Source organism: Arthrobacter sp. 05L428, assembly GCF_056397665.1.
This window is the reverse complement of sequence record NZ_JBFTNW010000001.1, coordinates 602,790-627,695: the sequence shown is the minus strand read 5'-3', so window position 1 is coordinate 627,695 and position 24,906 is coordinate 602,790. Positions and strand designations below refer to the sequence as shown.

General features: G+C 68.9%; 24 protein-coding genes. 9 read left to right on the top strand and 15 right to left on the bottom strand.

The genetic code is table 11. The features are described 5' to 3' along the window. Both AC1DH3_RS02985 and AC1DH3_RS02980 read left to right on the top strand, forming a co-directional pair. Complete coding sequence (locus AC1DH3_RS02985; protein ID WP_476892238.1) at positions 1 to 1,293, top strand: DUF58 domain-containing protein; 1,293 nt, start codon at positions 1 to 3, stop codon at positions 1,291 to 1,293. Between the two features lie 16 nt (positions 1,294 to 1,309). Next, positions 1,310 to 2,020, top strand: coding sequence for a DUF4166 domain-containing protein (locus AC1DH3_RS02980; RefSeq protein ID WP_441417251.1), 711 nt, complete (start codon positions 1,310 to 1,312; stop codon positions 2,018 to 2,020). Between the two features lie 3 nt (positions 2,021 to 2,023). Here the strand turns inward: AC1DH3_RS02980 and AC1DH3_RS02975 are convergent, their stop codons facing one another. The 7 genes from AC1DH3_RS02975 to mnmA form a co-directional block, all read right to left on the bottom strand. After that, positions 2,024 to 3,061, bottom strand: coding sequence for a uroporphyrinogen decarboxylase/cobalamine-independent methonine synthase family protein (locus tag AC1DH3_RS02975; RefSeq protein ID WP_441417250.1), 1,038 nt, complete (start codon positions 3,059 to 3,061; stop codon positions 2,024 to 2,026). Positions 3,062 to 3,063: 2 nt separating this feature from the next. Further along, positions 3,064 to 3,486, bottom strand: coding sequence for a chorismate mutase (locus AC1DH3_RS02970; RefSeq protein ID WP_441417249.1), 423 nt, complete (start codon positions 3,484 to 3,486; stop codon positions 3,064 to 3,066). 133 nt (positions 3,487 to 3,619) lie between these two features. Further along, positions 3,620 to 5,335 carry an ABC transporter ATP-binding protein gene (locus AC1DH3_RS02965; RefSeq protein WP_476908548.1) on the bottom strand — a complete coding sequence of 572 codons (1,716 nt, stop codon included), beginning with the start codon at positions 5,333 to 5,335 and terminating at the stop codon, positions 3,620 to 3,622. Continuing rightward, positions 5,332 to 6,363, bottom strand: a complete 1,032-nt coding sequence (locus AC1DH3_RS02960) for an ABC transporter permease (RefSeq protein ID WP_441417247.1) — start codon at positions 6,361 to 6,363, stop codon at positions 5,332 to 5,334. The genes AC1DH3_RS02965 and AC1DH3_RS02960 overlap by 4 nt, the downstream gene beginning before the upstream one ends. A 1-nt stretch (position 6,364) precedes the next feature. Continuing rightward, entirely contained in the window at positions 6,365 to 7,456 is a 1,092-nt protein-coding gene (locus AC1DH3_RS02955; protein ID WP_441417246.1) for an ABC transporter permease, read from the bottom strand. A gap of 132 nt (positions 7,457 to 7,588) precedes the next feature. Next, positions 7,589 to 9,223 carry an ABC transporter substrate-binding protein gene (locus tag AC1DH3_RS02950; RefSeq protein WP_476892235.1) on the bottom strand — a complete coding sequence of 545 codons (1,635 nt, stop codon included), beginning with the start codon at positions 9,221 to 9,223 and terminating at the stop codon, positions 7,589 to 7,591. A 792-nt stretch (positions 9,224 to 10,015) separates the two neighbouring features. Next, positions 10,016 to 11,140 carry a tRNA 2-thiouridine(34) synthase MnmA gene (mnmA, locus tag AC1DH3_RS02945; RefSeq protein ID WP_441417244.1) on the bottom strand — a complete coding sequence of 375 codons (1,125 nt, stop codon included), beginning with the start codon at positions 11,138 to 11,140 and terminating at the stop codon, positions 10,016 to 10,018. 182 nt (positions 11,141 to 11,322) lie between these two features. On the opposite strand from mnmA, the gene AC1DH3_RS02940 reads away from it, so the two are divergent. Next, positions 11,323 to 12,567, top strand: coding sequence for an NAD(P)/FAD-dependent oxidoreductase (locus AC1DH3_RS02940; RefSeq protein WP_476908547.1), 1,245 nt, complete (start codon positions 11,323 to 11,325; stop codon positions 12,565 to 12,567). On the opposite strand, the gene AC1DH3_RS02935 is transcribed toward AC1DH3_RS02940, so the two are convergent. Then, positions 12,564 to 13,790: a cysteine desulfurase family protein gene (locus AC1DH3_RS02935; RefSeq protein ID WP_476908546.1), complete on the bottom strand. Its 1,227-nt coding sequence runs from the start codon at positions 13,788 to 13,790 to the stop codon at positions 12,564 to 12,566. The two genes, AC1DH3_RS02940 and AC1DH3_RS02935, sit on opposite strands and share 4 nt — an antisense overlap. Before the next feature lie 174 nt (positions 13,791 to 13,964). Here AC1DH3_RS02935 and AC1DH3_RS02930 point away from each other — a divergent pair, with 174 nt between their 5' ends. Continuing rightward, the gene (locus AC1DH3_RS02930) at positions 13,965 to 14,864 is read left to right on the top strand and encodes a DMT family transporter (RefSeq protein ID WP_441417241.1); all 900 of its coding nucleotides are present in this window, start codon (positions 13,965 to 13,967) and stop codon (positions 14,862 to 14,864) included. On the opposite strand, the gene AC1DH3_RS02925 is transcribed toward AC1DH3_RS02930, so the two are convergent. Next, positions 14,851 to 15,549, bottom strand: coding sequence for a helix-turn-helix transcriptional regulator (locus AC1DH3_RS02925; RefSeq protein WP_441417240.1), 699 nt, complete (start codon positions 15,547 to 15,549; stop codon positions 14,851 to 14,853). The genes AC1DH3_RS02930 and AC1DH3_RS02925 overlap by 14 nt on opposite strands. A 90-nt stretch (positions 15,550 to 15,639) precedes the next feature. Here AC1DH3_RS02925 and AC1DH3_RS02920 point away from each other — a divergent pair, with 90 nt between their 5' ends. After that, positions 15,640 to 16,053, top strand: a complete 414-nt coding sequence (locus AC1DH3_RS02920; RefSeq protein WP_441417239.1) for a hypothetical protein — start codon at positions 15,640 to 15,642, stop codon at positions 16,051 to 16,053. A 40-nt stretch (positions 16,054 to 16,093) separates the two neighbouring features. Here AC1DH3_RS02920 and AC1DH3_RS02915 read toward each other — a convergent pair whose 3' ends face one another. Together AC1DH3_RS02915 and AC1DH3_RS02910 are read right to left on the bottom strand one after the other, a co-directional pair. Further along, positions 16,094 to 16,765 (bottom strand): hypothetical protein, encoded by a 672-nt coding sequence (locus AC1DH3_RS02915; protein ID WP_441417849.1) that lies wholly within the window; start codon positions 16,763 to 16,765, stop codon positions 16,094 to 16,096. A 14-nt stretch (positions 16,766 to 16,779) separates the two neighbouring features. Then, the gene (locus AC1DH3_RS02910) at positions 16,780 to 17,682 is read right to left on the bottom strand and encodes a diacylglycerol/lipid kinase family protein (RefSeq protein WP_441417238.1); all 903 of its coding nucleotides are present in this window, start codon (positions 17,680 to 17,682) and stop codon (positions 16,780 to 16,782) included. Positions 17,683 to 17,808: 126 nt separating this feature from the next. On the opposite strand from AC1DH3_RS02910, the gene AC1DH3_RS02905 reads away from it, so the two are divergent. From AC1DH3_RS02905 to AC1DH3_RS02890, 4 genes are all read left to right on the top strand, one after another. Continuing rightward, positions 17,809 to 18,780 (top strand): J domain-containing protein, encoded by a 972-nt coding sequence (locus tag AC1DH3_RS02905; RefSeq protein WP_476892227.1) that lies wholly within the window; start codon positions 17,809 to 17,811, stop codon positions 18,778 to 18,780. Between the two features lie 28 nt (positions 18,781 to 18,808). Then, positions 18,809 to 19,276, top strand: coding sequence for a tRNA (cytidine(34)-2'-O)-methyltransferase (locus AC1DH3_RS02900; protein ID WP_441417236.1), 468 nt, complete (start codon positions 18,809 to 18,811; stop codon positions 19,274 to 19,276). Positions 19,277 to 19,531: 255 nt separating this feature from the next. Beyond that, a complete protein-coding gene (sigK, locus tag AC1DH3_RS02895) occupies positions 19,532 to 20,137 on the top strand; it encodes an ECF RNA polymerase sigma factor SigK (protein WP_476908545.1) in 606 nt (201 codons plus the stop codon). Between the two features lies 1 nt (position 20,138). Continuing rightward, entirely contained in the window at positions 20,139 to 21,020 is an 882-nt protein-coding gene (locus tag AC1DH3_RS02890) for an anti-sigma factor (protein ID WP_476908544.1), read from the top strand. An 84-nt stretch (positions 21,021 to 21,104) separates the two neighbouring features. On the opposite strand, the gene AC1DH3_RS02885 is transcribed toward AC1DH3_RS02890, so the two are convergent. From AC1DH3_RS02885 to AC1DH3_RS02870, 4 genes are all read right to left on the bottom strand, one after another. After that, positions 21,105 to 22,499: a GntT/GntP/DsdX family permease gene (locus tag AC1DH3_RS02885; protein ID WP_476908838.1), complete on the bottom strand. Its 1,395-nt coding sequence runs from the start codon at positions 22,497 to 22,499 to the stop codon at positions 21,105 to 21,107. 62 nt (positions 22,500 to 22,561) lie between these two features. Then, on the bottom strand, positions 22,562 to 23,095 hold the full coding sequence (locus tag AC1DH3_RS02880) for a gluconokinase (RefSeq protein ID WP_441417233.1): 534 nt from the start codon (positions 23,093 to 23,095) through the stop codon (positions 22,562 to 22,564). A 74-nt stretch (positions 23,096 to 23,169) separates the two neighbouring features. After that, the gene (locus AC1DH3_RS02875) at positions 23,170 to 23,949 is read right to left on the bottom strand and encodes a PIG-L deacetylase family protein (RefSeq protein ID WP_441417232.1); all 780 of its coding nucleotides are present in this window, start codon (positions 23,947 to 23,949) and stop codon (positions 23,170 to 23,172) included. Positions 23,950 to 23,952: 3 nt separating this feature from the next. Further along, positions 23,953 to 24,906: an electron transfer flavoprotein subunit alpha/FixB family protein gene (locus AC1DH3_RS02870; protein ID WP_441417231.1), complete on the bottom strand. Its 954-nt coding sequence runs from the start codon at positions 24,904 to 24,906 to the stop codon at positions 23,953 to 23,955.

Below are 24,906 nucleotides of genomic sequence, written 5' to 3'. Positions count from 1 at the left end.
ATGGCGATTTCCGGACGCTTCGTGCTGCTGGCACTGCTTGGCCTGGTCCCCGCCGTGCTCCTGCCCGGCTGGGAGTCCGCAGGGGTTGTCCTCCTGCTGCTGGCCGCCGCCGCGCTGCTCGACCTGGGCCTCGCGGTACCGCTGCGGCACGTCTCGGTGCAGCGCACCGATCCCGGCAGCGTCCCGCTCACGGGGTCGGCGGAGTCCGTCCTGACGGTGGCCAACGCCGGCCGCCGCGCCCTGCACGGCCTGGTCCGGGACGCCTGGCAGCCCTCGGCCGGCGCGCAGAACCCGAACCAGCGCCTGCTCGTACCGGCGGGTGAGCGCCGCCGGATGACCGTCACGCTGCAGCCCACGCGGCGCGGCGAACTGGGCGCCGCGCATGTCACGGTCCGCGCCTTCGGCCCGCTGGGCCTTGCCGCACGGCAACGCACCCTGCCCTGCCCCGGTTCCCTCCGGGTGCTCCCGCCGTTCCACGCGCGGCGGCACCTTCCGTCCAAGCTGCGCCAACTGCGGGAGCTCGACGGCAAGGCGGCGGTCCAGATCCGGGGCGCCGGCACCGAATTCGACTCCCTGCGCGACTACGTCCGCGGCGACGACGTGCGCTCCATCGACTGGCGTGCCACGGCCCGCCGCTCCGCCGTCGTGGTCCGCACCTGGCGGCCGGAGCGCGACCGCCGCGTCGTCATCCTGCTGGATACTTCGCGCACGGCCGCAGCCCGGATCGCGGACGAGCCGCGGCTGGACACCGGCATCGAGGCGGCGCTGCTGCTGGCTGTCCTTGCCGAACGGGGCGGCGACAGGGTGGACTTCCTCGCCTTCGACCGCAGGCTCCGGGCGCGGGCCGGGTCGGCAGCCAAGGGGAACCTGCTGGGACAGCTGGTCCAGGCGATGGTCCCGCTCGACGCCGAACTCATCGAACTCGACTGGTCACAGATCCCGGCCCAGATCCGCTCGGTTTCCGCGCACCGGTCCCTGGTGGTGCTGCTCACCGCGCTCGACGGCGGCGCGCCCGAAGAGGGGCTGCTGCCGATGGCCGCCCTGCTCGCGCAGCAGCACGTGGTGGTGGTGGCCTCGGTCCGCGATCCCATGCTCGGCGAAATGCAGCAGGAGCGTTCGAGCGCCAGCGGGGTGTTCCGGGCCGCGGCGGCCGAGCGGGCCCTGCTGGAACGCGAGGCGGTCAGCGCCCAGCTGCGCCAGGCCGGCGCTGAAGTAGTCGATGCCGAGCCATCCCTGCTGCCGCCGGCGCTGGCGGACGCGTACATTCGATTGAAGGCCGCCGGACGGCTGTGACCCCAAGGAGTATGCCGTGACCAGCTACGAACCCATCTACCAGCTCGGCCTGGGACGCGAATTCTCCCGGCTGCAGCCGGAACTGCAGCAGTACTTCTCGCTCGCCCCGGGCTCCGGGCACTACGGGGTGGGCGAGGGCGTCTTCGACGTCGTCGGCTGCCGGCAGCGCTGGCTGCGGCCGCTGCTGCGGCTCGCGACCGGCGAACAGGCGTTCTTCCCGGAATACGGCGAGGGCATCAGGTTCCGGATCGAGAACCACGCCCATCTGGACCCGTTCGGGCGCTCCAGCCTGACCGCGCGCCGGGAAATTTTCTTCCCGCAGACCACCCGGATCTTCCAAGACACCACCAGCACGGACTCCTCCGGGGGCACCCCGCGGCTGGTTGATTACGTCGGCCGCTACCGCAGGCTGGTCACCGACCTCAATCTGAGCGTCACCCCGGAAGGCCGGCTGCGGGGCGTCTCCGAGGCCTCCCGGCTGTTCCTGGGGCCGCTGCGGATCCCGCTGCCGGACGCCCTGGATGCCAAGGCCTATGCCGAGCAATGGTGGGAGCCGGACGAGGGCCGGCACCGGATCCAGGTCAAGGTGATCCAGCCCCAGATCGGCCTGGTGCTGGTCTACGCCGGGCACTTCGACTACCGGCTTGAGCCTTACCCGGCGGATGCCCTGGCGCCGGGCTACCTGCCGGAGAGGGCCCGGCCCGAGCGTTGGGAAAGCCGCGTCTAGGTCTTAGCCGAGCGCCAGCTGGTTGAGGCCGTCAGCGAGCTGCGTCAGGCGGGTCAGCACCGCCGTCGCGGACGACGGGGTGTGTCCGGCGAGGCCTGCGGAGGGCGTCACCCGCACGGTGCCCAGCGCCGTGGCCGGGAGGCCGAGCTGGCGCCACGGGAGCCAGAGCGTTTCGACGGCCTGGGGCACGCGCGGCAGCGCCGCGGCCGGCTGGTCGACCGGCAGCGCCCCGGCCCAGAAGCGTTTCCCGGACTCCACGGCTGCCGCGATTTGTTCCCACTGGCGGGAGGTCAGTGCACGCAGCGGCACCGCGATCCCGTCGGCACCGGCGGCGAGGATCCGGTCGAAGGGCGCCTCGACTTCAGGCACGGAGACCACGATTTCGGCCGCGCCGGCGGCCCTCAGCGCATCGATGACGAGGCGCCAGGACTCGGTGATTTCAGAACCGGCGACCGCGCGCAGGGTGCGGTAGCCGCTGGAGGTGGGGATGGTGCCGGCCATCACGGCGGCGATGTCCGGTTCGTCGAGCTGCACCACCAGGCCGGCTCCGGGCGCGGCGGCGGCGACCTTGCGCAGGTAGGGGCCCACACCGGCTGCCAGCGAGGCCGCGAGGTCCCGCCGGGCGCCGTGGTCGAGGAGGGCCCGCTCCCCGTTGTGCAGGTGCAGTCCGGCGGCGAGGCTGAGCGGGCCGCGCAGTTGGATCTTGAGCTCTGCGGCCGGCGTGTCCTCGGCCCCGACGACGTCGGCGAGGACGTTGATGTCGGTGGACAGCGCCGAACGGGCCCGCATGAGGTCCTTGCCGGGGCGGTCAACGAGCCGCCAGCCGTAAGGCTGGACGTCGACGGCGAGGCCCTCCAGCAGCGACGCCGTCCGGCCGAGCGCGTCGGAACCCACGCCTCGGTCCGGGAGTTCGGCGAGGAAGGGAACGTGTGGACTGCCGAGCTCGCCGCGGATGATGCGGGCAGCTTCGACCGGGTCCTCCCCCGGCCACGGGCCGAGTGCGGTGGCCGTGACCTGGCCGGGGGAAACGGGTACGGGCACGGCTACGCCTCGGCGGAAACGCCGGGGTCCGCAGCAGCCGTGCCCCGGTGCGCGGCCGCCTCATGGTCCTCGGCGATGGCCTCATGGTGCCGGATCACCTCGCCGATGATGAAGTTCAGGAATTTTTCCGCGAACGCCGGGTCCAGATGGGCTTCGGCGGCGAGGCGGCGCAGGCGCGCGATCTGTGCCGTTTCCCGGCCGGGATCCCCCGCGGGAAGCTTGTGCGCGGCCTTGAGGAAGCCGACCTTCTGCGTCGCCTTGAAGCGCTCGGCCAGGAGGAAGACCAGGGTGGCATCGATGTTGTCGATGCTGGAGCGGATGGAGAGCAGTTCCGCCATCACCGCGGGATCCACGTGCCCGGCCAGCGAGCTGGCCGTGGGGTCGTAGGAATCGGCGTCAGGGAGGTGCTGGTTCTGCTCGGTCATTCGTCCAGTCTAGGGGCTGGCACGGAAATCCCGCGGGGTGTTAAGCGGGCATGCCCGCCGTTCGCAGTGAACGGCGGGCATGCCCCTTGGTGCGGCCAGCCCTCGCCCCAGGCGGGGCAGGCGCGGCCGCTTGCTAGGCTCCGAGAACCGCGCGGAACTCCTCACGACGCCGGGCCTGCTCGTCCGGATCCGGGACCGGCAGCGACGCGATGAGCTTCTTGGTGTAGTCGTGCTGCGGGTGCCCCATGACCTGGTTTCCAAGGCCCTGCTCCACCATCTTGCCCTTGTACAGGACACCGACCCAGTGCGAGAGGATGTCCACCACGGCGAGGTCGTGGCTGATGAAGAGGCAGGCGAACCCGAATTCGGCCTGGATGTCCTTGAACAGCTCCAGCACCTTCGCCTGCACCGAAACATCCAGCGCCGACGTCGGCTCATCGGCGATCAGCAGCTTCGGGTTCAGGATCAGTGCCCGCGCCAGCGAGGCGCGCTGGCGCTGGCCGCCGGAGAGCTCGTGCGGGTACCGGTCCGCGTAAGCCGCCGGCAGCTGCACCGATTCGAGCAGCTCCCGGGTCCGCTGGCGTGCCTGCGCCGGCGTCGGCTTGGTGTGGATGATGAGCGGCTCCGCGATGCAGTCACCGATGGTGAGCTGCGGGTTGAACGACGCCGCCGGGTCCTGGAACACGAAGCCGATCTGCTTGCGCAGCGGTTTGAAGGTGCGCTCCTTGAGGTTGAGCATCTCGTAGTCCAGCACCTTGAGGCTGCCGCCCGTGGTCCTGTTCAGGCCCGCTATGGCGCGGCCGATCGTCGTCTTGCCGGAGCCGGACTCGCCGACGAGGCCGAAGACCTCGCCCTCGGACAGGGTGAAGTTCACGCCGTCCACGGCCTTGAACGCCGGGCTGCCCAGCCGGCCGGGGTACTCGATGGTGAGGTTCTTCGCCTCGACCAGTACCTTGCCGCCCTGGTGGGCGCGTTCGGTCATGCCCGCCGAGGCGGAGTTCCGGCCCAGGTGCGGGACGGCGGCCAGCAGCTTTTTCGTGTAGTCCTGCTTCGGTTCCGCAAAGAGCACCCGAGCGCTGGCCTCCTCGACGACGTCGCCCTGGTACATCACGACGACGCGGTCGGCGAGGTCGGCCACGACGCCCATGTTGTGCGTGATCAGCACGATCGAGGTGCCGTACTGGTCGCGCAGGTCGCGCAACAGTTCCAGGATTTCCGCCTGCACGGTGACGTCCAGTGCGGTGGTCGGCTCGTCAGCGACGATGAGGCCCGGGTTGAGCGCCAGCGCGGCGGCGATGACGACGCGCTGTTTCTGGCCGCCGGAGAACTGGTGCGGGTAATAGTTGACCCGCGTTTCCGGATCCGGGATGCCCACCTTGCGCAGGGCGTCGATGGCGCGAGCCTTGGCCTCCTTGGCGCTGACCCGGCCCGTTCCCCCGTGCCCGGCATGGGCGCGGATGCCCTCGGCGATCTGCCAGCCAACGGTGAAGACCGGATTGAGCGCCGTGGAGGGCTCCTGGAACACCATGGCCACGTCGCGGCCGCGGATTTCCCGCAGCTTCGAGGCGCTGACGCTGATCACGTTGTTGCCGTTGATCAGCACTGCGCCGGAGCTGATCGCCGTCTCCGGCAGCAGCCCCAGGATGGTCTTGGCGGTGACGGTCTTGCCGGAGCCGGACTCGCCGACGATGGCGACGACTTCGCCGGGGTTGACCTCGAGGCTGACATCCTTCACGGCATAGACGTCCCCGGCGTCCGTGGCGAAGGTGACCCTGAGGTGGTCGATGTCCAGCACGGGCCCGGCGCCGCGGGCGTGCTGGTCTGAAACGGAACCGATATTGGTGCTCATGAACTGCTCACTTCTGCTGAGTGCGCTGCCTGGGCGGCGGAACCGGGTCCGCCGGTGCCGGGGCCGGCTTTGCCGGAGGCAGCCTTCTTGCGGCCGCGCAGGCGCGGGTCGTTGAGGTCGTTGATGCTTTCGCCGACCAGGGTCAGCCCCACCACGGTGAGGACAATGGCCAGGCCCGGGAAGACACCGGTCCACCAGATCCCGGAGGTGGTGTCCGCCAGCGCCTTGTTGAGGTCAAAGCCCCATTCGGCGGCCGAAGTCGGTTCGATGCCGAAGCCGAGGAAGCCCAGGCCCGCGAGGGTGAGGATGGCTTCGGAGGCGTTCAGCGTGAAGATCAGCGGCAGGGTGCGGGTGGCGTTCTTGTAGATGTGGCGGGTCATGATCCTGATGTTGGATGCGCCCACCACCTTGGCCGATTCCACGAAGGGTTCGGCCTTGAGCCGGATGGTTTCGGCGCGGATGACGCGGAAGTACTGCGGGATGAAGACCACGGTGATCGAGATCGCCGCGGCCAGGATGCCGCCCCACAGGCTGGAACGCCCGCCGCTGATCACGATTGCCATGACGATGGCGACCAGCAGGGAAGGGAACGCGTACACCGCGTCGGCGACGACGACGAGGATCCGGTCAAGCCAGCCGCCGATGTAACCGCTGACCAGGCCGAGGATGACGCCGATGAAGATCGACATAATGACGGCCACGATGATGACCATGACGGCGGTCTGCGCGCCCCAGACGACCCGGGAGAACACGTCATAGCCGCCCACGGTGGTGCCGAGCAGGTGCTTGCCGCCGGGTGCCTGCTGGGCGGGGAAGCTGCCGTCGGCGTCGGAGATCTGGGAGAAGCCGAAGGGTGCGATCAACGGGGCGAAGATGGCGGTCAGCAGGAACAGCGAGGTCAGGATCAGCCCGGTGACGAGCATGCCCCGCTGCAGGCCGACGCTCTTGTTGAAGTGGGAGACGACCGGCAGGCGCCGGTACCAGGGGTCCCGGCGGCTTTCTGCGGCAATGGTTGGTTCGATGCTCATGTCAGTACCTCACGCGGGGGTCGATCAGCGCGGCGACGATGTCCACGATGAAGTTGGTCACGGCCACGATCACGGCGAGTAGCACCACGATGCCCTGCACGGCCACGAAGTCGCGGGCCGTCAGGTAGGTCGCCAGCTGGAAGCCGAGGCCTTTCCATTCAAAGGTGGTCTCGGTCAGCACGGCGCCGCCGAGCATGACCGCGATCTGCAGGCCCATCACGGTGATGATCGGGATCAGCGCCGGCTTGTAGGCGTGCTTGGTGACCAGCCGGAATTCGCTGACGCCGCGTGAGCGGCCGGCCTCCACGTAGTCCTTGCCGAGGGTGCCGATCACGTTGGTGCGGACCAGTCGCAGGAAGATGCCGGCCGTCAGCAGCCCAAGGGCGACGGCGGGCAGCACGGCATGCGCGGTGACATCACCGAGTGCGGCCATGTTGCCGCTGCGGACCGCGTCGAGCCAGTAGATGCCGGTGGGCGCCTGCAGCGCGGTGAGGGCCAGTTCGGTGGAGGTTTTGGCGCGGCCGGCGACCGGGAGCCAGCCGAGCCAGACCGAGAAGGTCAGCTTGAGCAGCATGCCGGCGAAGAAGACGGGCGTGGCGTAGCAGAGGATCGCGAAGATGCGCAGGACGGCGTCGGCCGCCTTGTCGCGGCGGTGCGCGGCGATCATGCCCAGCGGGATGCCCACGAGCAGTGCCACGAGCAGTGCGTTGATGGACAGTTCCAGCGTTGCCGAACCATAGGTGGTCAGCATCTCGGAGACCTGGCGGTTGTCCGAGAGCGTGGTGCCGAAGTTGCCGGTAATGAGCTGTCCGAGGTACTCGAAGTACTGCACGAAGATGGGCCGGTCGTAGCCGGCCGCGTGGATGCGCTCCGCCAGTTGTTCCGGCGGGAGCCGCCCGCCGAGGGCGGCCGTGATCGGGTCGCCCGTGATGCGCATCAGGAAAAATACGAGTGTGACCAGGATGAAAATGGTCGGGAAGATCAGCAGGAACCTGATCAGGATGTATTGGCCCAGTCCCCCACCGGACGCCTTCTTCTTTGTTGGCAATAGGCCGTCGGCGTCGCTGGGCGGCGCCTCAATAAGTGTTGTCATTGGTACCTAAATTTGTGTTTCCGTCGGCTTCGTGGGCTTCCGGAATCGGTTGTCCTGCTATCAGCAAGAAAGGCGGGACGCCGCGCAGGCGCCCCGCCTCCTTGGCTGGTCAGGACCGGATGGGGAATGGACCTACTTGGAAATCACACCAAGACGGGTCTTGAAGGACGCATCGAGGGTCTTTTCGACACCCTGGACGTCCTTGCCGGCGACCATGAGCTGGGCGCCCTGCAACAGCGGCAGCGTGGAGAGGTCCTTGGCGACGGCCGTCTGGGCCTCGCCAAGCACCTTTTCGCGCTCGGTCTTGTCAACGGTGGTGAGCTGCTTCTTGATCAGCGCCGTGACGGAGGCGTTCTCGTAGTGGTTCTTGAGGAAGTTGCCCGGGACGAAGAACGGGGTCAGGTAGTTGTCGGCGTCGGAGTAGTCCGGGAACCAGCCGAGCTGGTAGACCGGGTAGACGTCCTTGGTGCGGTCCTTGGAGTAGGTGACCCACTCGGTGGACTGCAGGTCGACCTTGAACAGGCCCGACTTTTCCAGCTGCTCCTTGATCATGGCGTACTCGTCGCCGGAGGACTTGCCGTAGTGGTCCGGGTTGTACTGCAGCTTCAGCGTGACCGGGGCGGTGACGCCGGCGTCGCTGAAGGCCTTCTTGGCCTTGTCCAGGCTGGGCTTGCCGTTGCCGTCGCCGTACATTTCCTTGAGCGGCTTGATGGCGCCGACGAAGCCGTCCGGGACGACGGAGTACGCGGGCAGGTAGGTGCCCTTGTAGACCTGGCTGGCGATCGCGTCGCGGTCGACGATGTCTGCCATCGCCTGGCGGACGGCGAGTGCCTTCTTCGGGTCGGCGTCGGCAGCCTTGGCGCCGAACGGCATGGTGTCGAAGTTGAAGACAATGTAGCGCAGTTCGCCACCGGGGCCCTTGTGAACCTTGACCTTGGAGTCCTTCTCGAGGTCGGCGGCGTCGGTCGCAGTCAGGCTGCGGCCGGCGACGTCGATGTTGCCCTGCTGGACATCGAGCTTGAGGTTGTTGGAGTCCGCGTAGTACTTGATCGTGGCGCTGTCGTTCGCCGGCTTGCCGAGCAGACCCTTGTAGTCAGGGTTGGCCTTGAGGCTGACGAGCTCGTTCTTCTTGTAGCTCTCGATCGTGTACTGGCCGGCGAAAGGCTTGCCCTTGACGATGTCCTCGTCGCTCATCAGCTTGTCGGCGGAGAAGACCTCTTCGTCGACGATCGGACCTGCGTTCGCGGCGAGCACGCCCGGGAAGACCTGGTCGTTGCCTTCCTTGAGCTTGAAGACCACGGTGGAGTCGTCTTTGACTTCCACCGAGGCGAGGTTGCCCAGCAGGGAGGCCGGGCCGTTGTCGTCGTTGATCTTGATGACGCGGTCGATCGAGAACTTCACGTCCGAGGACGTCAGCGCGTGCCCGTTGGCGAACTTGAGGCCGGACTTGAGCTTGACGGTGTATTCCGTGGGGCTCGTGAAGGACGCGGACTCGGCGATGTCCGGGCTGGAGTCAGCCGTTCCGGGCTTCGAGTTCATCAGGAACGGGTAGATCTGGTTCATCACCATGAACGAGCCGGCGTCGTAGGAGCCGGCCGGGTCGAGGGTGACCACCTTGTCCGTGGTGCCGTACGTAATGCTGCCTCCGCCTGCGGCGCTGCCGGAGGACGTTCCGCCGCCGGTAGGGCCGGTGCAGGCCGTCAGTGCAAAGGCGGAAACCCCGGCAAGCGCGATGGCGCTCTGCAGGGCCTTTTTGTTCATTGCCATCTGTGAACTTTCTGTTCGATGAGTACTAGTGCGCAGCCCGAAGTAGCTTGACTCGTTGGGCAGCACCTGTCCTGATTCCTAGATTCAACCAGAAGACCACGGGCGAATCGCTACATCTTGTGAGTTGAGACACAAAATTTACACGAACCGGCGGAAGTTATCGCATTCTTCGGGATTTCGCCCGGATCTTCGGCACCCCGGACTCGGTGCGGCCTGCGGCGGCGGGGGCTCGGGAACGGACATGCCCACCGCCCGGGCCAGGGACTGGGCATATACCCGAAGTGCCCACTCGTGGCCGCGAAGAATGGACATGTCCCGCGCTCTAGCCGGAAGACGAACATGGCCCGCGCTCTGGCCGGAGGACGGGCATGCTCACCGCCGAGGCCCGGGAGTGGACATAATCCCGAAGTGCCCACTCGTGGCAGCGAAGAATGGACATGTCCCGCGCTCTAGCCGGAAGACGAACATGGCCCGCGCTCTAGCCGGAGGACGGGCATGCTCACCGCCGAGGCCCGGGAGTGGACATAATCCCTAAGTGCCCACTCCTGGCTGCGACGAACGGACATGCCCCGCGCGGGATGCTTGCGCGGGGTGCACGCTAACGAACATGTCCCGCGCCCGAGCCCGGGAGTGGACATATACCCGAAGTGCCCACTCGTGGCCGCGAAGAATGGACATGTCCCGCGCCCGGGCGACGGTTAAAGGCAGGAGCGCCGCAGGCCAATGGCATGCGGCGCTCCTGGAATCGGCGGACCGGCCCGCCGAAGCGAAGACGCGGCCCGTCGAGGGCGGTTAGAGGGCGGCCCGCTGGAGCGACCGCGCGGCGTCGATGGTGGCCTGGCCAAGGACCCGGCTGCCCTGGTAGAGCACCACGGTCTGGCCGGGGGCGACACCGCGGAGCGGTTCCGCCAGCGTGACCACCAGGTCGCCGGACCCTCCGGAGTGTTCCATCCGGGCGGTCGCCGGCACCGGGTCCCCGTGGGCGCGGACCTGGGCGTAGCAGTCGAACTCCTCGCCGGTGGCGATCTCCGCGATCGGCAGCCCGGCCCAGGACACCTTGATGCCGCGGATCTCGTCGATCGCGAGCAGGGCCTCGGGGCCGACGACCACCTTGTTCTCCTTGGGCTGGATCTCCAGCACAAAGCGCGGCTTGCCGTCGGCGGCCGGGGTGCCCAGCTTCAGCCCGCGGCGCTGGCCGACGGTGAAGGCGTTTGCGCCCGGGTGCTCGCCGACCTTGGCACCGGATTCGTCCACGATGTCGCCGGTGGTCATCTCGATCTTCTCCGCCAGCCAGCCGGCGGTGTCGCCGTCGGGGATGAAGCAGATGTCGTGGCTGTCGGGCTTGTTGGCCACGGACAGCCCTCGGCGTTCGGCCTCGGCGCGGACCTCGGCCTTGGAGGGGGTGTCCGCGAGCGGGAACATCGAGTGCCGCAGCTGTTCGTGCGTGAGGACGCCGAGCACGTAGCTCTGGTCCTTTGCCCAGTCCGCGGCGCGGTGCAGTTCGGGGTTGCCGTCGGCGTCCGTGATCACCTTGGCGTAGTGGCCTGTGCAGACGGCGTCGAAACCCAGCGCGATCGCCTTCTCCAGCAGCGCGGCGAACTTGATCCGCTCGTTGCAGCGCATGCACGGGTTGGGCGTGCGGCCGGCGGCGTATTCGTCGATGAAGTCCTGGACGACGTCTTCCTTGAATCGCTCGGAGAAGTCCCACACGTAGTACGGGATGCCCAGCACGTCGCACGCCCGCCAGGCGTCGCGCGAGTCCTCGATGGTGCAGCAGCCGCGGCTGCCGGTGCGCAGCGTTCCGGGCATGCGTGAGAGGGCGAGGTGGACCCCGACGACGTCGTGGCCGGCCTCGACGGCGCGGGCTGCGGCAACGGCTGAATCGACGCCGCCGCTCATGGCTGCAAGAACTCGCATGCTGGCTTTCTCTAGGAATCGGGAGGTCCGCGGGCAGAGGAATAACACAGCGCCCGCCTACCGATTCTATCGCCACGCCGATTCCTGCCCCAAAAAGGCTTGACGGCAGTCTGCCGCGCTTCTAACGTCAGCATTAGCGGTTTTAGAACAAAGGCGGCGAAAGCCCAGACGGGACGCGCGAGATGGCTGTCGAGAACATCGTGATTGTGGGTGGCGGGCTGGCGGGCGCCACCGCCGCGAAGACCCTGCGGGTGGAGGGCTTCGAGGGCCCGGTCACGCTGCTCGCCGAGGAGGCGCAGGCCCCCTACCTGCGGCCGCCGCTGTCCAAGGAATATCTCCTGGGCAAGGACGGCGAAGACGCCCTCCCGGTGGTTCCGGCCGGCTGGTACGGGGAGAACGACGTCGACCTCCGACTGGGCGCTCCGGTCACCGGGCTGGACACCGCAGCCCGCACGGTGACCCTCGGCGACGGCAGCCGGCTACCCTATTCCGCGCTCCTGCTGGCCACGGGGGCACGTCCGCGCTCGATTCCGCTGCCCGGCAGCAGCCTCGACGGCGTCATGACGTTCCGGACGCTCGACGACAGCCGCCGGCTCCGGGATGCCCTCTCCGCGGGCGGCCGGAACGTGGTGATGGTCGGCTCGGGTTGGATCGGAATGGAGCTTGCGGCCGCCGCGAACTCGTATGGCAACTCCGTCACCCTGCTGGGCCTCGAGCAGGTGCCGCTGGCCGCGGCGATCGGCCCCGAACTGGGCGCCTTCTTCCGCTCGCTGCATGAGTCCCGGGGCGTGCGGTTCCGGCTGCCGGCGTCGGCCGCAGCCATCACAGGCGTCGAAGGCCGGGTCACCGGCGTCCGCACCGACGCCGGCGAAATCCTGGCCGCCGACCTGGTTGTCATCGCCGTCGGCGTCGTCCCCGAGACATCGCTCGCCGCAGCCGCGGGCATCGCCCTGGACAACGGGATCCTCACGGACGCGTCGCTGCGCACTTCGGCTCCGGGAGTCTTTGCCGCCGGCGACGTCGCCAACGCCCTGCATCCGTTCACCGGCGGGCACCACCGCAGCGAGCACTGGTCCAACGCGCTCAACGGTGGGAAGGTCGCCGGCCGGGCGATGCTCGGACGGGAGGCCGCACTGGACACCATTCCTTACTTCTATACGGACCAGTACGACGTCAGCATGGAGTATTCCGGCTTCCCCAGCCTGGTCGAGGGCCCGCCCGTGCTCAGGGGTTCACTGGAGCGGCAGGAATTCCTCGCCTTCTGGCAGCGCGAAGGCTGCGTGGTCGCAGGCATGAACGTCAACTGGCCGCGGTCCGACAAGCCGCAAAAGGCCATCAAGGCACTCATCACTGCACGCGCCTCCGTCAGCCCGGACTCGCTGGCGGATCCGGACGTCCCGCTGGAGCAGCTACTGTCCTTGGACTAGCCGTTGGCGGATTGGCGGGCGACGGTTCCCGCGGTCTGGATGCTGGACTCGTGTCCGGCCATGCCGGCCTGGCGGGCGCGGGTGTACGCCGCCGGCAGGGCCGCCAGCAGCGCATCGACGTCGGCGTCGGTAGAGGAGTGGCCGAGGGTGAAGCGCTGGGCGCCCCGGGCGGTGTCCTCATCCAGGCCCATGGCGAGCAGCACGTGGGAGGGCCGCGGCACGCCGGCGGTGCAGGCTGAGCCGGTGGAAGATTCCACCCCGGCGAGGTCCAGCAGGAACAACAGCGAGTCGCCCTCGCAGCCGGGGAAGGTGAAATGCGCGTTGCCCGGCAGCCGGCCGTTCCCGGGGGCACCGCGCAGCACGGCCTCCGGAACGGCGGCGCGGACGCCGTCAATCAGACGGTCCCGGAGCGCGGAGATCCGTGCCGACTCGGCGGCCAGATTTCCGGTGGCTGCCTCCGCCGCGGCGGCGAAGGCTGCGATCGACGCGGTGTCCAGGGTGCCGGAGCGCACGTCGCGTTCCTGTCCCCCGCCGTGCTGGACCGGGGTCAGCTTAACGGCGCGGCCCAGCAGCAGCGCGCCGACGCCCACCGGGCCGCCGATTTTGTGGCCGGAGATGGACATGGCGTCCAGACCGGTCCCACGGAAATCAACCGGCACGGAGCCGAACGCCTGCACGGCGTCGGAATGCACGGGCACGCCGGCGGCGTGCGCCAGCCGCACGACCTCCGCGACCGGTTGGAGGCTGCCTACCTCGTTGTTGGCCCACATGACGGTGACCAGGGCAATCGAGGCCGGATCGTCGGCCAACTCGGCTTCCAGCGCGGCCAGGTCCAGCACGCCGTCGGCGTCCACGGGCAGCCAGCGAACGTCGGCTCCCTCGTGCCGTTCGAGCCATTCGACGGCGTCCAGCACCGCGTGGTGTTCGACGGCGGAGCAGAGAACGCGGGTCCGCCGCTGATCCTCGGCCTGGCGGGCCCAATAGAGTCCCTTCACGGCAAGGTTGTCGGCTTCCGTGCCGCCTGAGGTGAAGATAACCTCCGAAGGATGCGCCCCGGCTGCCGCGGCCAGGGCCTCGCGGGCATCCTCGACAGCCCGGCGGGCGCGGCGGCCGGACCCGTGCAGAGAGGAGGGGTTGCCGGTGCGGGCCAGCTCACGCGTCAGCGCGGCCAGCGCCTCAGCGGCGAGCGGCGTGGTGGCTGCGTGGTCTAGGTATACGGGCACACGCCAATTCTACCGTGGGGGGCTTGCTCCGCGCCGCGGGACGGCGCCGCCGGAAGGCGCGGGACGGCGCCGCCGGAAGGCGCGGGACGGCGCCGCCGGAAGGCGCGGGACGGCGCCGCCGGAAGGCGCGGGACGGCGCCGCCGGAAGGCGCCGGAGGGCGACGCCGGAAGGAGATGGCACTGGTGTACATTCAAGCGGTGAAAGCGTCCTTCTACCTCGTCCTGGCCACCCTGTTCTGGTCCGGAAATTTCGTCGTCGGCCAGGCCGCTGTCGCCTCAATGACGCCCCTGGACCTGACCTTCTGGCGCTGGACGCTGGCCGCCCTGCCGCTGCTGGCCCTGGCCCACTTCGTGGAAAAGCCGGACTGGCGCGCGGTCCTGCGCCGCTGGCCCGTGCTGCTGCTGCTGAGCGCGCTGGGGATGAGCGGCTACACCTTGCTCCTGTACAGCGCGCTCGGCTACACCTCCGCGATGAACGCCTCGCTGATCACCGCGGCGAACCCGGCCCTGATTGTGGTGATGGCAATTTTCCTGCTCGGCGAGAGGACCACCCGGCTCGGCTGGCTCGGCATCGGGCTCGGGCTGCTGGGCGTGCTGCTGGTCCTGACCCGCGGCGAACTGCAGCGGGTATTCAGCCTCTCGATCAACACCGGGGAACTCCTGATGATCGGCGCCATCGTGGTCTGGGGCAGCTACACGATCATCGCCCGCCGGCTGGACATTCCCGCCATCGCCGCCACCGCTGTGCAGGTCACCATGGCCACCGTGACGCTGGCACCGTTTGCGCTGGCCATGCACGTGCGGTTGCCGGAGACACCGGCGGAGGGCTGGTCGCTGGCCTACATAGCGGTCTTCCCCTCGCTGGGCGCCTACCTGTTCTGGAACCTGGCATTGAAGACCACCCCGCCGGGCACCGCCGGGAACTATCTGAACCTGATGGTGGTCTTCACCGCCGTCATCACGGTGGCGCTTGGGACGCCCCTGACCCTCGTCCAGGTCGCGGGCGGCATCATGGTGGTAGCCGGCGTCCTGCTGACCGGCATCAAGGGGCAGGCGAAGCTCAGAGCGGCCTGATCCGGGCGCAGCACTGGGCCGGGGCAGCCGAGCCCTGCACCCGGAGTTCCTCGATGTCGAGCGCTTCGACCCTGGCCGGATCCACCCCGCAGCCCGCCGCGGCCCCGCCCAGGAACGCGCCGTTCATGGCGCAGACCACCTCCGCGTGGCCCTGGGCCACCCGGTGAAACGGGCAGTTGAGCAACACGAGCCCGCCGGCGCCGTCGTCCGCCGGTCGGTACCCCTCGGCGGTCAGCAGCTCCGCGAAGTCGGCGGTGCCGGCGGCTTCCCCCGCGGCCAGGCCCCGCGACCGGGCGGCCTGCAGCAGCGCGGTCCGGGCCGATCCGCCGTCGGCCGCGGATTGTTCAATCGCCGTCACCAGGAGTTCGGCGGCCAGATCATAGTTGCGTTCCGGGACGGACGCCGAGACCTCCTGGACGGCCGCGCGGTACAGCTTGGCCGGCCGGCCGGAACCGGGCCCCTCCTTGCCGCCGAGTTTGCGGAACTCCACCGCCAGCAGGCCGTCGCGGACCAGCCGGTCCAGGTGGAACGACGCGGTGCTCCTTGCCAGCCCGAGGGCACCGGCCGCGTCGTCGCGGCCCACCGCCTGATCCGCCGCGGTGACGAAGTCAAAGAGCCGCCTGCGGTTTTCATCCCCCAGGGACGCGACGGCGGCAATCCTGCGGCTCCACGGCAAACGGTTCATGGCATCAGCCTAACTCTAAAAACAAGATCCATTGCTTAACCCCTGCAGTCATTCTAAAATCAAGTTACCCAATTTTAGAAGGAGTAGAAGATGAAATCTTCAACAGCCCTTGCGGCCCCGGCCCCGACGGTCGCAGCCGGTTCCCAGCGGCAGGCCTTCCTGTTGCTGCGCACGGTCTTCACCGTCGCGCCGATCATTTTCGGCCTGGACAAGTTCACCAACCTGCTGACCGACTGGACGATATATCTCGCCCCGGTGGCCACCTCGGTGGTCCCGGTGTCGGCACAGAGTTTTATGTACGTCGTCGGCGTCGTCGAGATCATCGCCGGCATCGCCGTGGCCGTCCGCCCGCGCTTCGGATCCCTGCTGGTCGCCGTGTGGCTGCTCGGCATCATCGTCAACCTGCTGGTCCTTGGCAGCTACTTCGACGTGGCGCTGCGCGACTTCGGACTGCTGGTCGGGGCCCTGGCGCTGAACCGGCTCTCGCCGGCGAAGCTCCACTAGCCGGCCCCCTGCCGCCGCCGGCCTGTCCGCTTCGGGCGGGTCAGGACGACGGCGGCAGCACGGCCAACCGGGCGGCGATGTCGGCCCGCGCGGCCGCGAGCGCCGCGTCGTCCGGGCAGGACACGGAGACATAGACGGATGAGCCTGCCTTGGCAAAGAGCCGGGCGTAGCTGGCGCTCGCCCGGCTCCCGGCCTTCTTACCGCCCTCGAGCACCAGTACCTCGACCCGCGGGCCCGGCTTGTCCGGTTCGCCGCCCCAGCGCAGGACTGCCGTCTTGAGGTAGGACGGCAGGATGCTGGGGTCCAGGTAGTGGAAGAGGGCCTCCGTGGACGCCTTGTCGTCGCCGGCGACGACGAGCGGCCACTGGTTCACCCGGACCCTGGTTGAGACCAGGCAGCCGTCGGCCTTCCGGTACTCGCTGGCGCCGGCCACATCCTGTTTGCCGGCCTTCCAGGCGGGGGCGTCGCTCAGCCCGTCGGAGAGTCGGACCGGTACGCCGGCAGCGAGGCGGTCCCCCGCTCCGAAAGGCAGGCTGCGCGCAGCGACCGCTTCGGCGTCGTACCCCGGCGTCACGGTCGGGGTGGCGACGGTGGCAGCGCTGCTCACCGGTTTGGCCGCCGAGGGATCCGGAACCCCCACACTGCAGCCTGCCAGCAGGGGCAGCAGTGCCAGCAGTGCGCCGCCGAACCGTGCCGTGCCATGGCCCGCCATGTCCGTCACCCTGCCTACGCCAGGACCCGGAGCGCACCGGGCACAACGTCGATGGTCAGTGGCAGCGGACCGACCCGCTCGCCGTCCGCGTACGCGACGACGCCGTCAGCCTCAAGTTCAACCCGCCGGACCCGGCGGATCTCCACGGCCGGGTGGCCCACGTGCTTGCCGGAAAACACCTTGGGGAACACCGCCAGGAAAGCGGCGCGGGACAACGGCCGGACGATGAACAGGTCCAGATAGCCGTCGTCGAGGACGGCGTCGGGCACGACCTTCATGCCGCCGCCGATCGACTGTCCGTTGGCCACCGAGATCAGCATGGCACCCTGCTGCCAGCGTTCGCCGTCGGCCGTCACGGTGTACTCGATGGCGCGAAAGGTGGCCAGTTCGCGCAGCATGGCCAGGTTGTACCGGGCCTGGCCGCGCGGCCGGCGCCACGCGTTGGCGCGCTCGTTGACCGCGGCGTCAAAGCCTGCGGACACCACCCCGGCAAACCAGTGCGTCCGGCCGCCGGAGCTCACCCGGCCGGCGTCGATCAGGCGGCCGCCCGACGGCAGGGCAGCCAGCACCCGTGCGGCGGCCGCCGGGATGTCGTGCCGCGGCAGGCCTAGCGCGCGTGCCATGTCATTTCCGGTTCCGCTCGGAATGATGCCCAGCGGAGTCCCACCGAACGGGGCACCCGACCCGGCGAGCGCGTTGACACCCAGGTGGACCATGCCGTCGCCGCCCGCCACAACCAGCGCGTCCACCCCGTCGGCGAGCACCTTGTCCACGGCCTGGGACAACTGCTGGTAGCTGTCCTCGCACAGCAGCTGGACCTGGACCCCGGCCGCGCTGAGGCACTCGGCCGCTTCCCGGCCGGCATGCCGCCCGCGGCCAAAGGAGGCGCGCGGGTTGACGGCGAGGGCAATCTTCATGCGCTGAATTATGCCAGCCGCCGGGAACCATCCACGGCCACACGCTCGTTATTCCCCCAGCCGGTTAAACTGTCCACGCCGGAGGTCCCCGACCGGACCGGCTCCACTGACGCAAAGGAATCGTGCTTGACGCAGGGCAACAGCTCGCATTACCAGGTCCTCAGGATCCCCGTCACGGCGACGGACAAGGACATCAAGGTGGCCTACCGCAAGGCTGCCCGCACGGCCCACCCCGACCACGGAGGCGACGCCGCCACCTTCCGCCGGGTGACCCTGGCCTATGAGACCCTCATCGATGCCAAGCGCCGTGCCGACTACGACCGTTCCTACGGCAGCGGGACCGCCTTCTCCAGCCGCACGGCCCCGGCCGAAGAAGGTGCGCACTTCGACGCGCCGGCAGCCGGCAGCCGGGCGTCCGCGCATGTCCGCCGTCCGAACACGCCGCGCAACACCGCCGCCGATCCCCCGGTCTACGTTCCCTCCTTCGAAGAGGTGGCGGCGGCCGGTGAGGTGCCGCTGATCCCGGCGTCGGTGGCCGGGCAGCAGGTCCACGGCATGCCCCGCCGGCGGGGCATTTTCGGCGCTGAGGCGCGCATCCAGCGCGAAATGCGGACGGTGCAGCTGATCACCCGGCAGATCCTGCCTGCCATCCCGGCCGCCCGGCTGATCAATGGTCTGCAGTCCCCCGCGGACAACAGCCACATCGACCATGTGCTGGTCTCCGGCTACCGGCTGGCCATCATCGGTTCCATGCTCCTGCCGCCGGGAGCCTACGCCTGGAACGGCAGCACCCTGAACCACGGCGGCCGATCCATCGCCCCGCCGCAGCTGGCCCATGTGGTGCGCCGGATGCAGGACATCTTCCCGGAGCTGAACGTCACCGGCTGGACCGTCGTCCACAGCACCGACGGCAACCTGCACGAACCGGTGATCGACCGGCACGGCCGCTCCCGCGACCGCGGCGACAGCCAAGAGCTCGTCCAGGTGGTCAACGCCGCCGGGCTGGCCCGCGGCCTCAAGCAGTTCCTCAGTTCCGGGCCCGCCCCGAACACCGTCAACGTACCGGTGCTGGCCAGGCTGCTGCGCGGAATGCATTAGCGGCCAGCCGGCTCGCTAGGATGGGAGCGTGTTCCGCATCCTCTTCCACAGCCCCGAAATCCCCGGCAATACCGGCAATGCCATCCGGCTGGCCGCCATCACGGGCGCCGAACTCCACCTCGTGGAGCCGCTGGGCTTTGACTTCTCCGACGCCAAGCTCCGCCGCGCCGGCCTGGACTACCACGACCTCGCCGTCGTCACCGTCCACCCGGACATCGACGCGGCCTGGGAAGCGCTGCAGCCGGAGCGGGTCTTCGCCTTCACTTCCGACGGCGAAACCTCCTACACGGACATCAGCTACCGTCCCGGCGACGTGCTGATGTTCGGCCGGGAATCCGTGGGCCTTTCCGAGGCACTCAAGCACGACCCGCATGTGACGTCCCGCGTCCGGCTGCCTATGCTGCCGGCGCTGCGTTCGCTGAACCTGGCCAACGCGGCGTCGATTGCTGTCTACGAGGCCTGGCGTCAGCAGGGCTTCGCGGGCGCCAAGCTGTAGTACCTGGGGCTTGCGGCGCTGGATCCGGATCAGGCCGCTGGCGCAAATTTCCCTGAAGCCCGCCCATCCGTTTCTCCCGCCGCGCCGAATCGTTTGTGAGAGACCATCCAGGCGAGCGTTGAAGGGAGCGAGGAGCGGCAGGTGACAATAATGCAGGCGGATAGACGCCCGGCCCGTTGGGCTGCGGGCAACCACGGCACGGTCGAAGTCCGTTCTGGCCCCGGACGGGAGGCTGGCACCTTATGCTTGAGGGTGATGGAAACTCCGAATGCCCCGAATCCCGAGGCCGCCGCTCCCCCCAGCGCCTCAGCCGACGTTAACCGCCGGCTGGGAGCCCTGCTCGGACAGATCGCCAACGGTGACCAGGCCGCCTTCGCCGAGTTCTATCAGCTCACGTCGCGCCGCGTTTTCGGCATGGCGCGCCGGGTCCTGATTGACACGGAGCTCAGCGAGGACACCACGCAGGAGGTGTTCCTCCAGGTCTGGCAGAACGCCGCCAAGTTCAACGCCGACGCCGGCAGCCCGCTCGCGTGGCTGATGACCATCTCACACCGCCGGGCCGTGGACAAGGTCCGGTCCTCGCAGTCCTCCACCGACCGTGAGGCCAAGTACGGCGCCAGCAGCCAGGAGATCGACCACGACTCCGTTTCCGATGCGGTCGGCACCAAGCTCGAGGCCGAAGCAGTGGTCCGCTGCCTGGAGACGCTGACGGACACACAGCAGGAATCCGTCCGGCTCGCCTATTACGGCGGGCTCACCTACCGGGAAGTCGCCGAGAAGCTCAACGCGGCCGTTCCCACCATTAAGTCCCGCATCCGCGACGGACTGATCCGACTGAAGACCTGTTTGGGGGTGAGTTGAGATGAATGACATGAATCCTCAGAACAGCGGCCGCACGCCCGGCAGCTTTTCCGCCGACATCGCCAGCGACCTCAGCTCCGGCCGCGCCGTCGACCTCGCCGAGGTTTACGCGCTGCATGCCCTTGACGACGCCGAACGCACCGCCGTCGACCGCTACCTCACGGAGGCCCCGCCGGCGGAACGCGCCGAGTTCGAGGAGCGTGTCCGGCAGGCCCGAGAGACGCTGACGATGAGCTTTAGCGCGGAGGAGGAGCCGCCGGCCGGCCTCTTCGACCGCATTGTCGCGGCCCTGCCGGCGCAGGCCGCCGAGCCGGGTGCCGAGGCGCGGCCTGGCCCTGCCGCTCCCCCGGTGGTGGCCCGTCCGGTCCGCGAACACCCGGGGCTTGTGGTCACCGACGAACTCAGCGCCGCCCGCCAGCGCCGTGACGAACGGCGCCGGCCCCAGGGCATGCGCAACTGGCTGATCGGCGTCGCCGCTGCTGCCGCCATCGCGGTAGGCGGAGTCGGGGTGGGCGCGTATGTCGCCAACCAGAACGACCCGCTGAACCAGGTGCTTCAGGCCAGCGACGTGCGCAAGGCGACGATCGACGTGATCGGCGGCGGCACGGCCTCGCTCACGCTCTCGTCCTCGAAGGACGCCGCGGTAGTAAAGATGAACGGCGTTCCCGCTCCACCGACGGGCAAGGTCTACCAGATGTGGCTGATCCCGAAGGACGGCTCGGCTCCGGTCTCCAAGGGCCTGATGGACGCGGAGGCGCTGTCAAAGCCTGCTGTCGTCACGGGCATCGGCTCCGCCGCGGCCCTGGGCATCACGGTGGAGCCGGCGGGCGGCTCTAAGACGCCCACCATGCCGACCGTGGCCTCCGCGCCGCTGGGCGCTTAGTAGCTGACGCTTAGTATCTGACAACGACAAAGCCGCGCAGGACCCGATTGCCCGGGGCCTGCGCGGCTTTTGTTGTGCCGCCCGCTAAATGACCAGCGAGAGCAGCATCACGAAGGCAAAGCCCACCACGGAGATCAGCGTCTCCATCACGGACCAGGTCTTGAACGTCTGTCCGACGCTGAGGCCGAAGAGTTCCTTCACCAGCCAGAACCCGGCGTCGTTGACGTGGGAGAGGAAGAGCGAGCCGGCGCCGATCGCAAGGGCCAGCAGGGCGGCGTGGGTCGGGGAAAGGGAACTGGCCAGCGGTGCCACGATGCCCGCCGCGGTCACGGTGGCCACGGTCGCGGAGCCGGTGGCGAGGCGCAGCGCCACGGCCACGAGGAAGCCGAGGACCAGCACGGACATGTTGGCGCCCTCGGCCCATTTCTTGACGGCGTCGCCGACGCCGGCGCCGATCAAGGTCTGCTTGAAGCCGCCGCCAGCGCCCACGATCAGCAGGATCGCGGCAATCGGGCCGAGACTCGCGCCGATCTTGGTGGTGATCTTGTTGCCGGTGAAGCCGACGGCGTAGCCGAAGGTGCCGATGGCGAGCAGGACCGCCAGGGTCATCGCAACGAGCGGCTGACCCACGAAATCGAAGAAGACCCGGATCCACGGCGCCGAGGCGGCGTCGGGCCAGATGATGTCCACGACGGCCTTGAGCAGCATGAGGACCACCGGGAAGATGATGGTCATCAGCGTGACCGGGAAGCTGGGCTGGCGCTTGACGCCTTCGAGATCGGCGCCGTGCTCGGTGTCGATGCCGCCCGCGACGGCGGGGGCGCCCACCGGCACCCATTTGGCGGCGAGCCGGGAAAACAGCGGCCCGCAGATGATGACGGTGGGGATGGCGACCAGGAGTCCGAGCGCGAGCGTGGTGCCCAGCTCGGCCTTGACGGCGCTGATCGCGATCAGCGGACCCGGGTGCGGCGGCACGAGGCCGTGCAGCACCGACAATCCGGCCAGCGCCGGGATGGCGATGCGCATCAGCGGCATTTTGGAGCGCTGCGTGACCAGGACAATCACCGGCAGCAGCAGCACGAGGCCGATTTCGAAGAACATCGGCAGGCCGATGATCACCGCGACAAGCGTGATGGACCAGACCACCCGGTTACCGCCTGCCTTGGCGAGCAGCGTGTCCACCACGCGGTTGGCTCCCCCGGAGTCCGCCAGGAGCTTGCCCAGCATGGCGCCGAGGGCGATCAGCAGGCCGACCTCCTTCAAGACGCCGCCCACGCCGTCCTCGAAGTTGCTGATGATCTTGGGCAGTTCCACGCCCGAGGCCAGTCCGACAAAGGCCGAGCCCAGCACAAGCGCGAGGAAGGGGTGGAGCCTAAACTTGGCGATCAGCACCACGATCAGTGCGATGCCGAGGCCGGCGACCACCAGGAGCTGGGTGTCGTGGCCGGTCCAGGCCTCGAGGGCAGCGGGAAGCTGCATTGCTGTAAGAGAATTCAAAACGTTTTCCTAGCTGGAATAAGGGGGTGGTGACCGGCGCGCGGTTAGCGCGCGGCGGCGTCGGCGCCGTTGAGGTGGAGCCGGTCGATGATTTCCTGGGCTTCGTCCGCGGGGGTTGCCCCTACGGAGAGGGTGATGAAGTTTTCGTCCTCGGTGGGGGCTTCCAGCGCGTCGAACTGGGATTCCAGCAGCGCCGGTGGCATGAAGTGGCCGTGCCGGGAGGCGAGGCGGTCCGAGATCCGGTCCTTGCTGCCTTCGAGGAAGACAAAAACCACGCCTTCCCCGCGCAGGACGTCGCGGTACCGCTTCTTCAGGGCCGAGCAGGTTACGACGCCGGGGGTCCCGGCGGCGGTGTGCTCCCGGATCCAGGCGGCGATGGTGTCCAGCCAGGGCCAGCGGTCTTCGTCCGTCAGCGGCTGGCCGGCGTGCATCTTGGCCACGTTGGACGCCGGATGCAGGTCGTCGCCTTCCGCGAGGTCCCAACCCAGCCGCCCGGCCAGCAGGCCGGCCACGGTGGATTTGCCCGAGCCTGAGACGCCCATGATGACCAGGACGGGGTGCTGCGCAGTCTTCGCCATTAAAGTCTGCCTTCCATCAATAAATATGATTTAAACAATGGCAAGCATATGGCAGCGGTCACGCTCGGGCAACACTAGAAGCCGGCGATGGTTCCCGGGCCGTTGACCGCGACGACGTGGAACGCCTCGGCGCTCCGGCCCGGAGCGAGGCCGCCGCGTTCCCCGGTGGCGAGCATGAGGCCGCGGACGGTGCGTTCCATGGCGTCAACGTCGGGGTGCTGGCTGGCGTGGATGTGGATGGCCGCCAGCTTTTCCTCGACGTTCCCGGTGACATCCACAAAGTGGTTCTCCCGCTCCTCCGGTCCGGCGAAGAGCCACAGCCAAGGCAGCTTGTAGGCCTCCAGCCCGGCCGCGGCCAGCTCCGGGTACGCGAAGGGGTTCTCCAGCGCCGGGTACACAGCCCTGGTCACCGCCTCCCCCACCGCCAGGTGGTCCGGATGGCTCTTCTGGATCCGGTTCCAGTTCCGTTCCGGATGCATGGCGAGCACGACGTCGGGACGGAGCCGGCGGATCAGGCGCACCACCTCGCGGATGACCTCGTGCGAGGGCTCAAGGTAGCCGTCCAGCTGGTGGAGGTAGTGGATATCGCTCACGCCGACGAGCGCGGCGGCGCGCTGCTGTTCCTCCGTCCGCAGCCGGACGATTTCGTCGCGCTTCGCCGGGTCGAAGCCGCCGGCGTCCCCGTCCGTCATGATGCAGTAGCTGACCTGGACTCCGGCGGCGGTCCACGCGGCGATGGTGCCGGCGGCGCCGAAGTCGATGTCGTCCGGGTGGGCGGTGAAACAAAGCACCCGCTCGATCCGGGTGTGGTTCGGATCGAACGGGCTCTGTGCCGCGGGGGCGTTGGTGCTCAATGGTCAGCCTTTGCGCTTCTTGATTTCTTCGGTGGCCTGCGGCAGCACCTGGAAGAGGTCGCCGACGATGCCGAAGTCGGCGATCTCGAAGACCGGGGATTCGGCGTCCTTGTTCACCGCCACGATCACCTTGGCGGTCTGCATGCCGGCCTTCTGCTGGATGGCGCCGGAAATGCCGGCTGAGATGTAGAGCTGCGGGGAGACGGTCTTGCCGGTCTGTCCGATCTGCGCGTCGTGGCCGATCCAGCCGGCGTCCGTGGCGGCGCGGGACGCGCCGATGGCCGCGCCCAGGGCGTCGGCGAGGTCCTCAAGCGGTCCGAAGTTTCCGTCCACTCCCCGGCCGCCGGCCACGACGATCCGGGCCTCGGAGAGGTCGGGGCGGCCGCTGGCGGCCTTCTCGGTCCGGGCGGTCACCCGGGCCGCGCCGGCTGTGGTGTCCGCCGGCAGGTCGACCGTGACGGGCTGCGGGGCGGTGGCCGTGGCGGCCGGCTCCGGGGCGACGCTGTTGGCCTTGACGGTCAGCACGGCCACCGGGGTGGTGGCCCTGGCCGTGGTGGTGTACGAGCCGGCGAGCACCGACTTGTGCGCGGTCCCGTCCGGGTCGACCGCGACGACGTCGGTGATCACACCGGCGCCGAGTTTGATCCCCAGCCGCGCCGCGACCTCCTTGCCCTCGGCCGAGTTCTCGGCCAGCACCACGGTGGCCCCGGAGGTTCCGGCCGCGGCCGCGAGGAACGCCGCCTTGGGCCCGACGAGGTAGTCGTTGAGGTCGGCTGCCGCGGGGACGTAGAGTTCCCCCACTCCGTAGGCTGCCAGCTCGGCGGCGACGTCGTCGTGCAGTTCGCCGTTGAACGCCACCACGGCCTCACCCAGCGAGCGCGCGATGGTGAGCAGCTCCAGGCTGGACTTCTTCAGCGCCTGGCCCGGGGTATCGATGAATACAAGTACTTTTGCCAT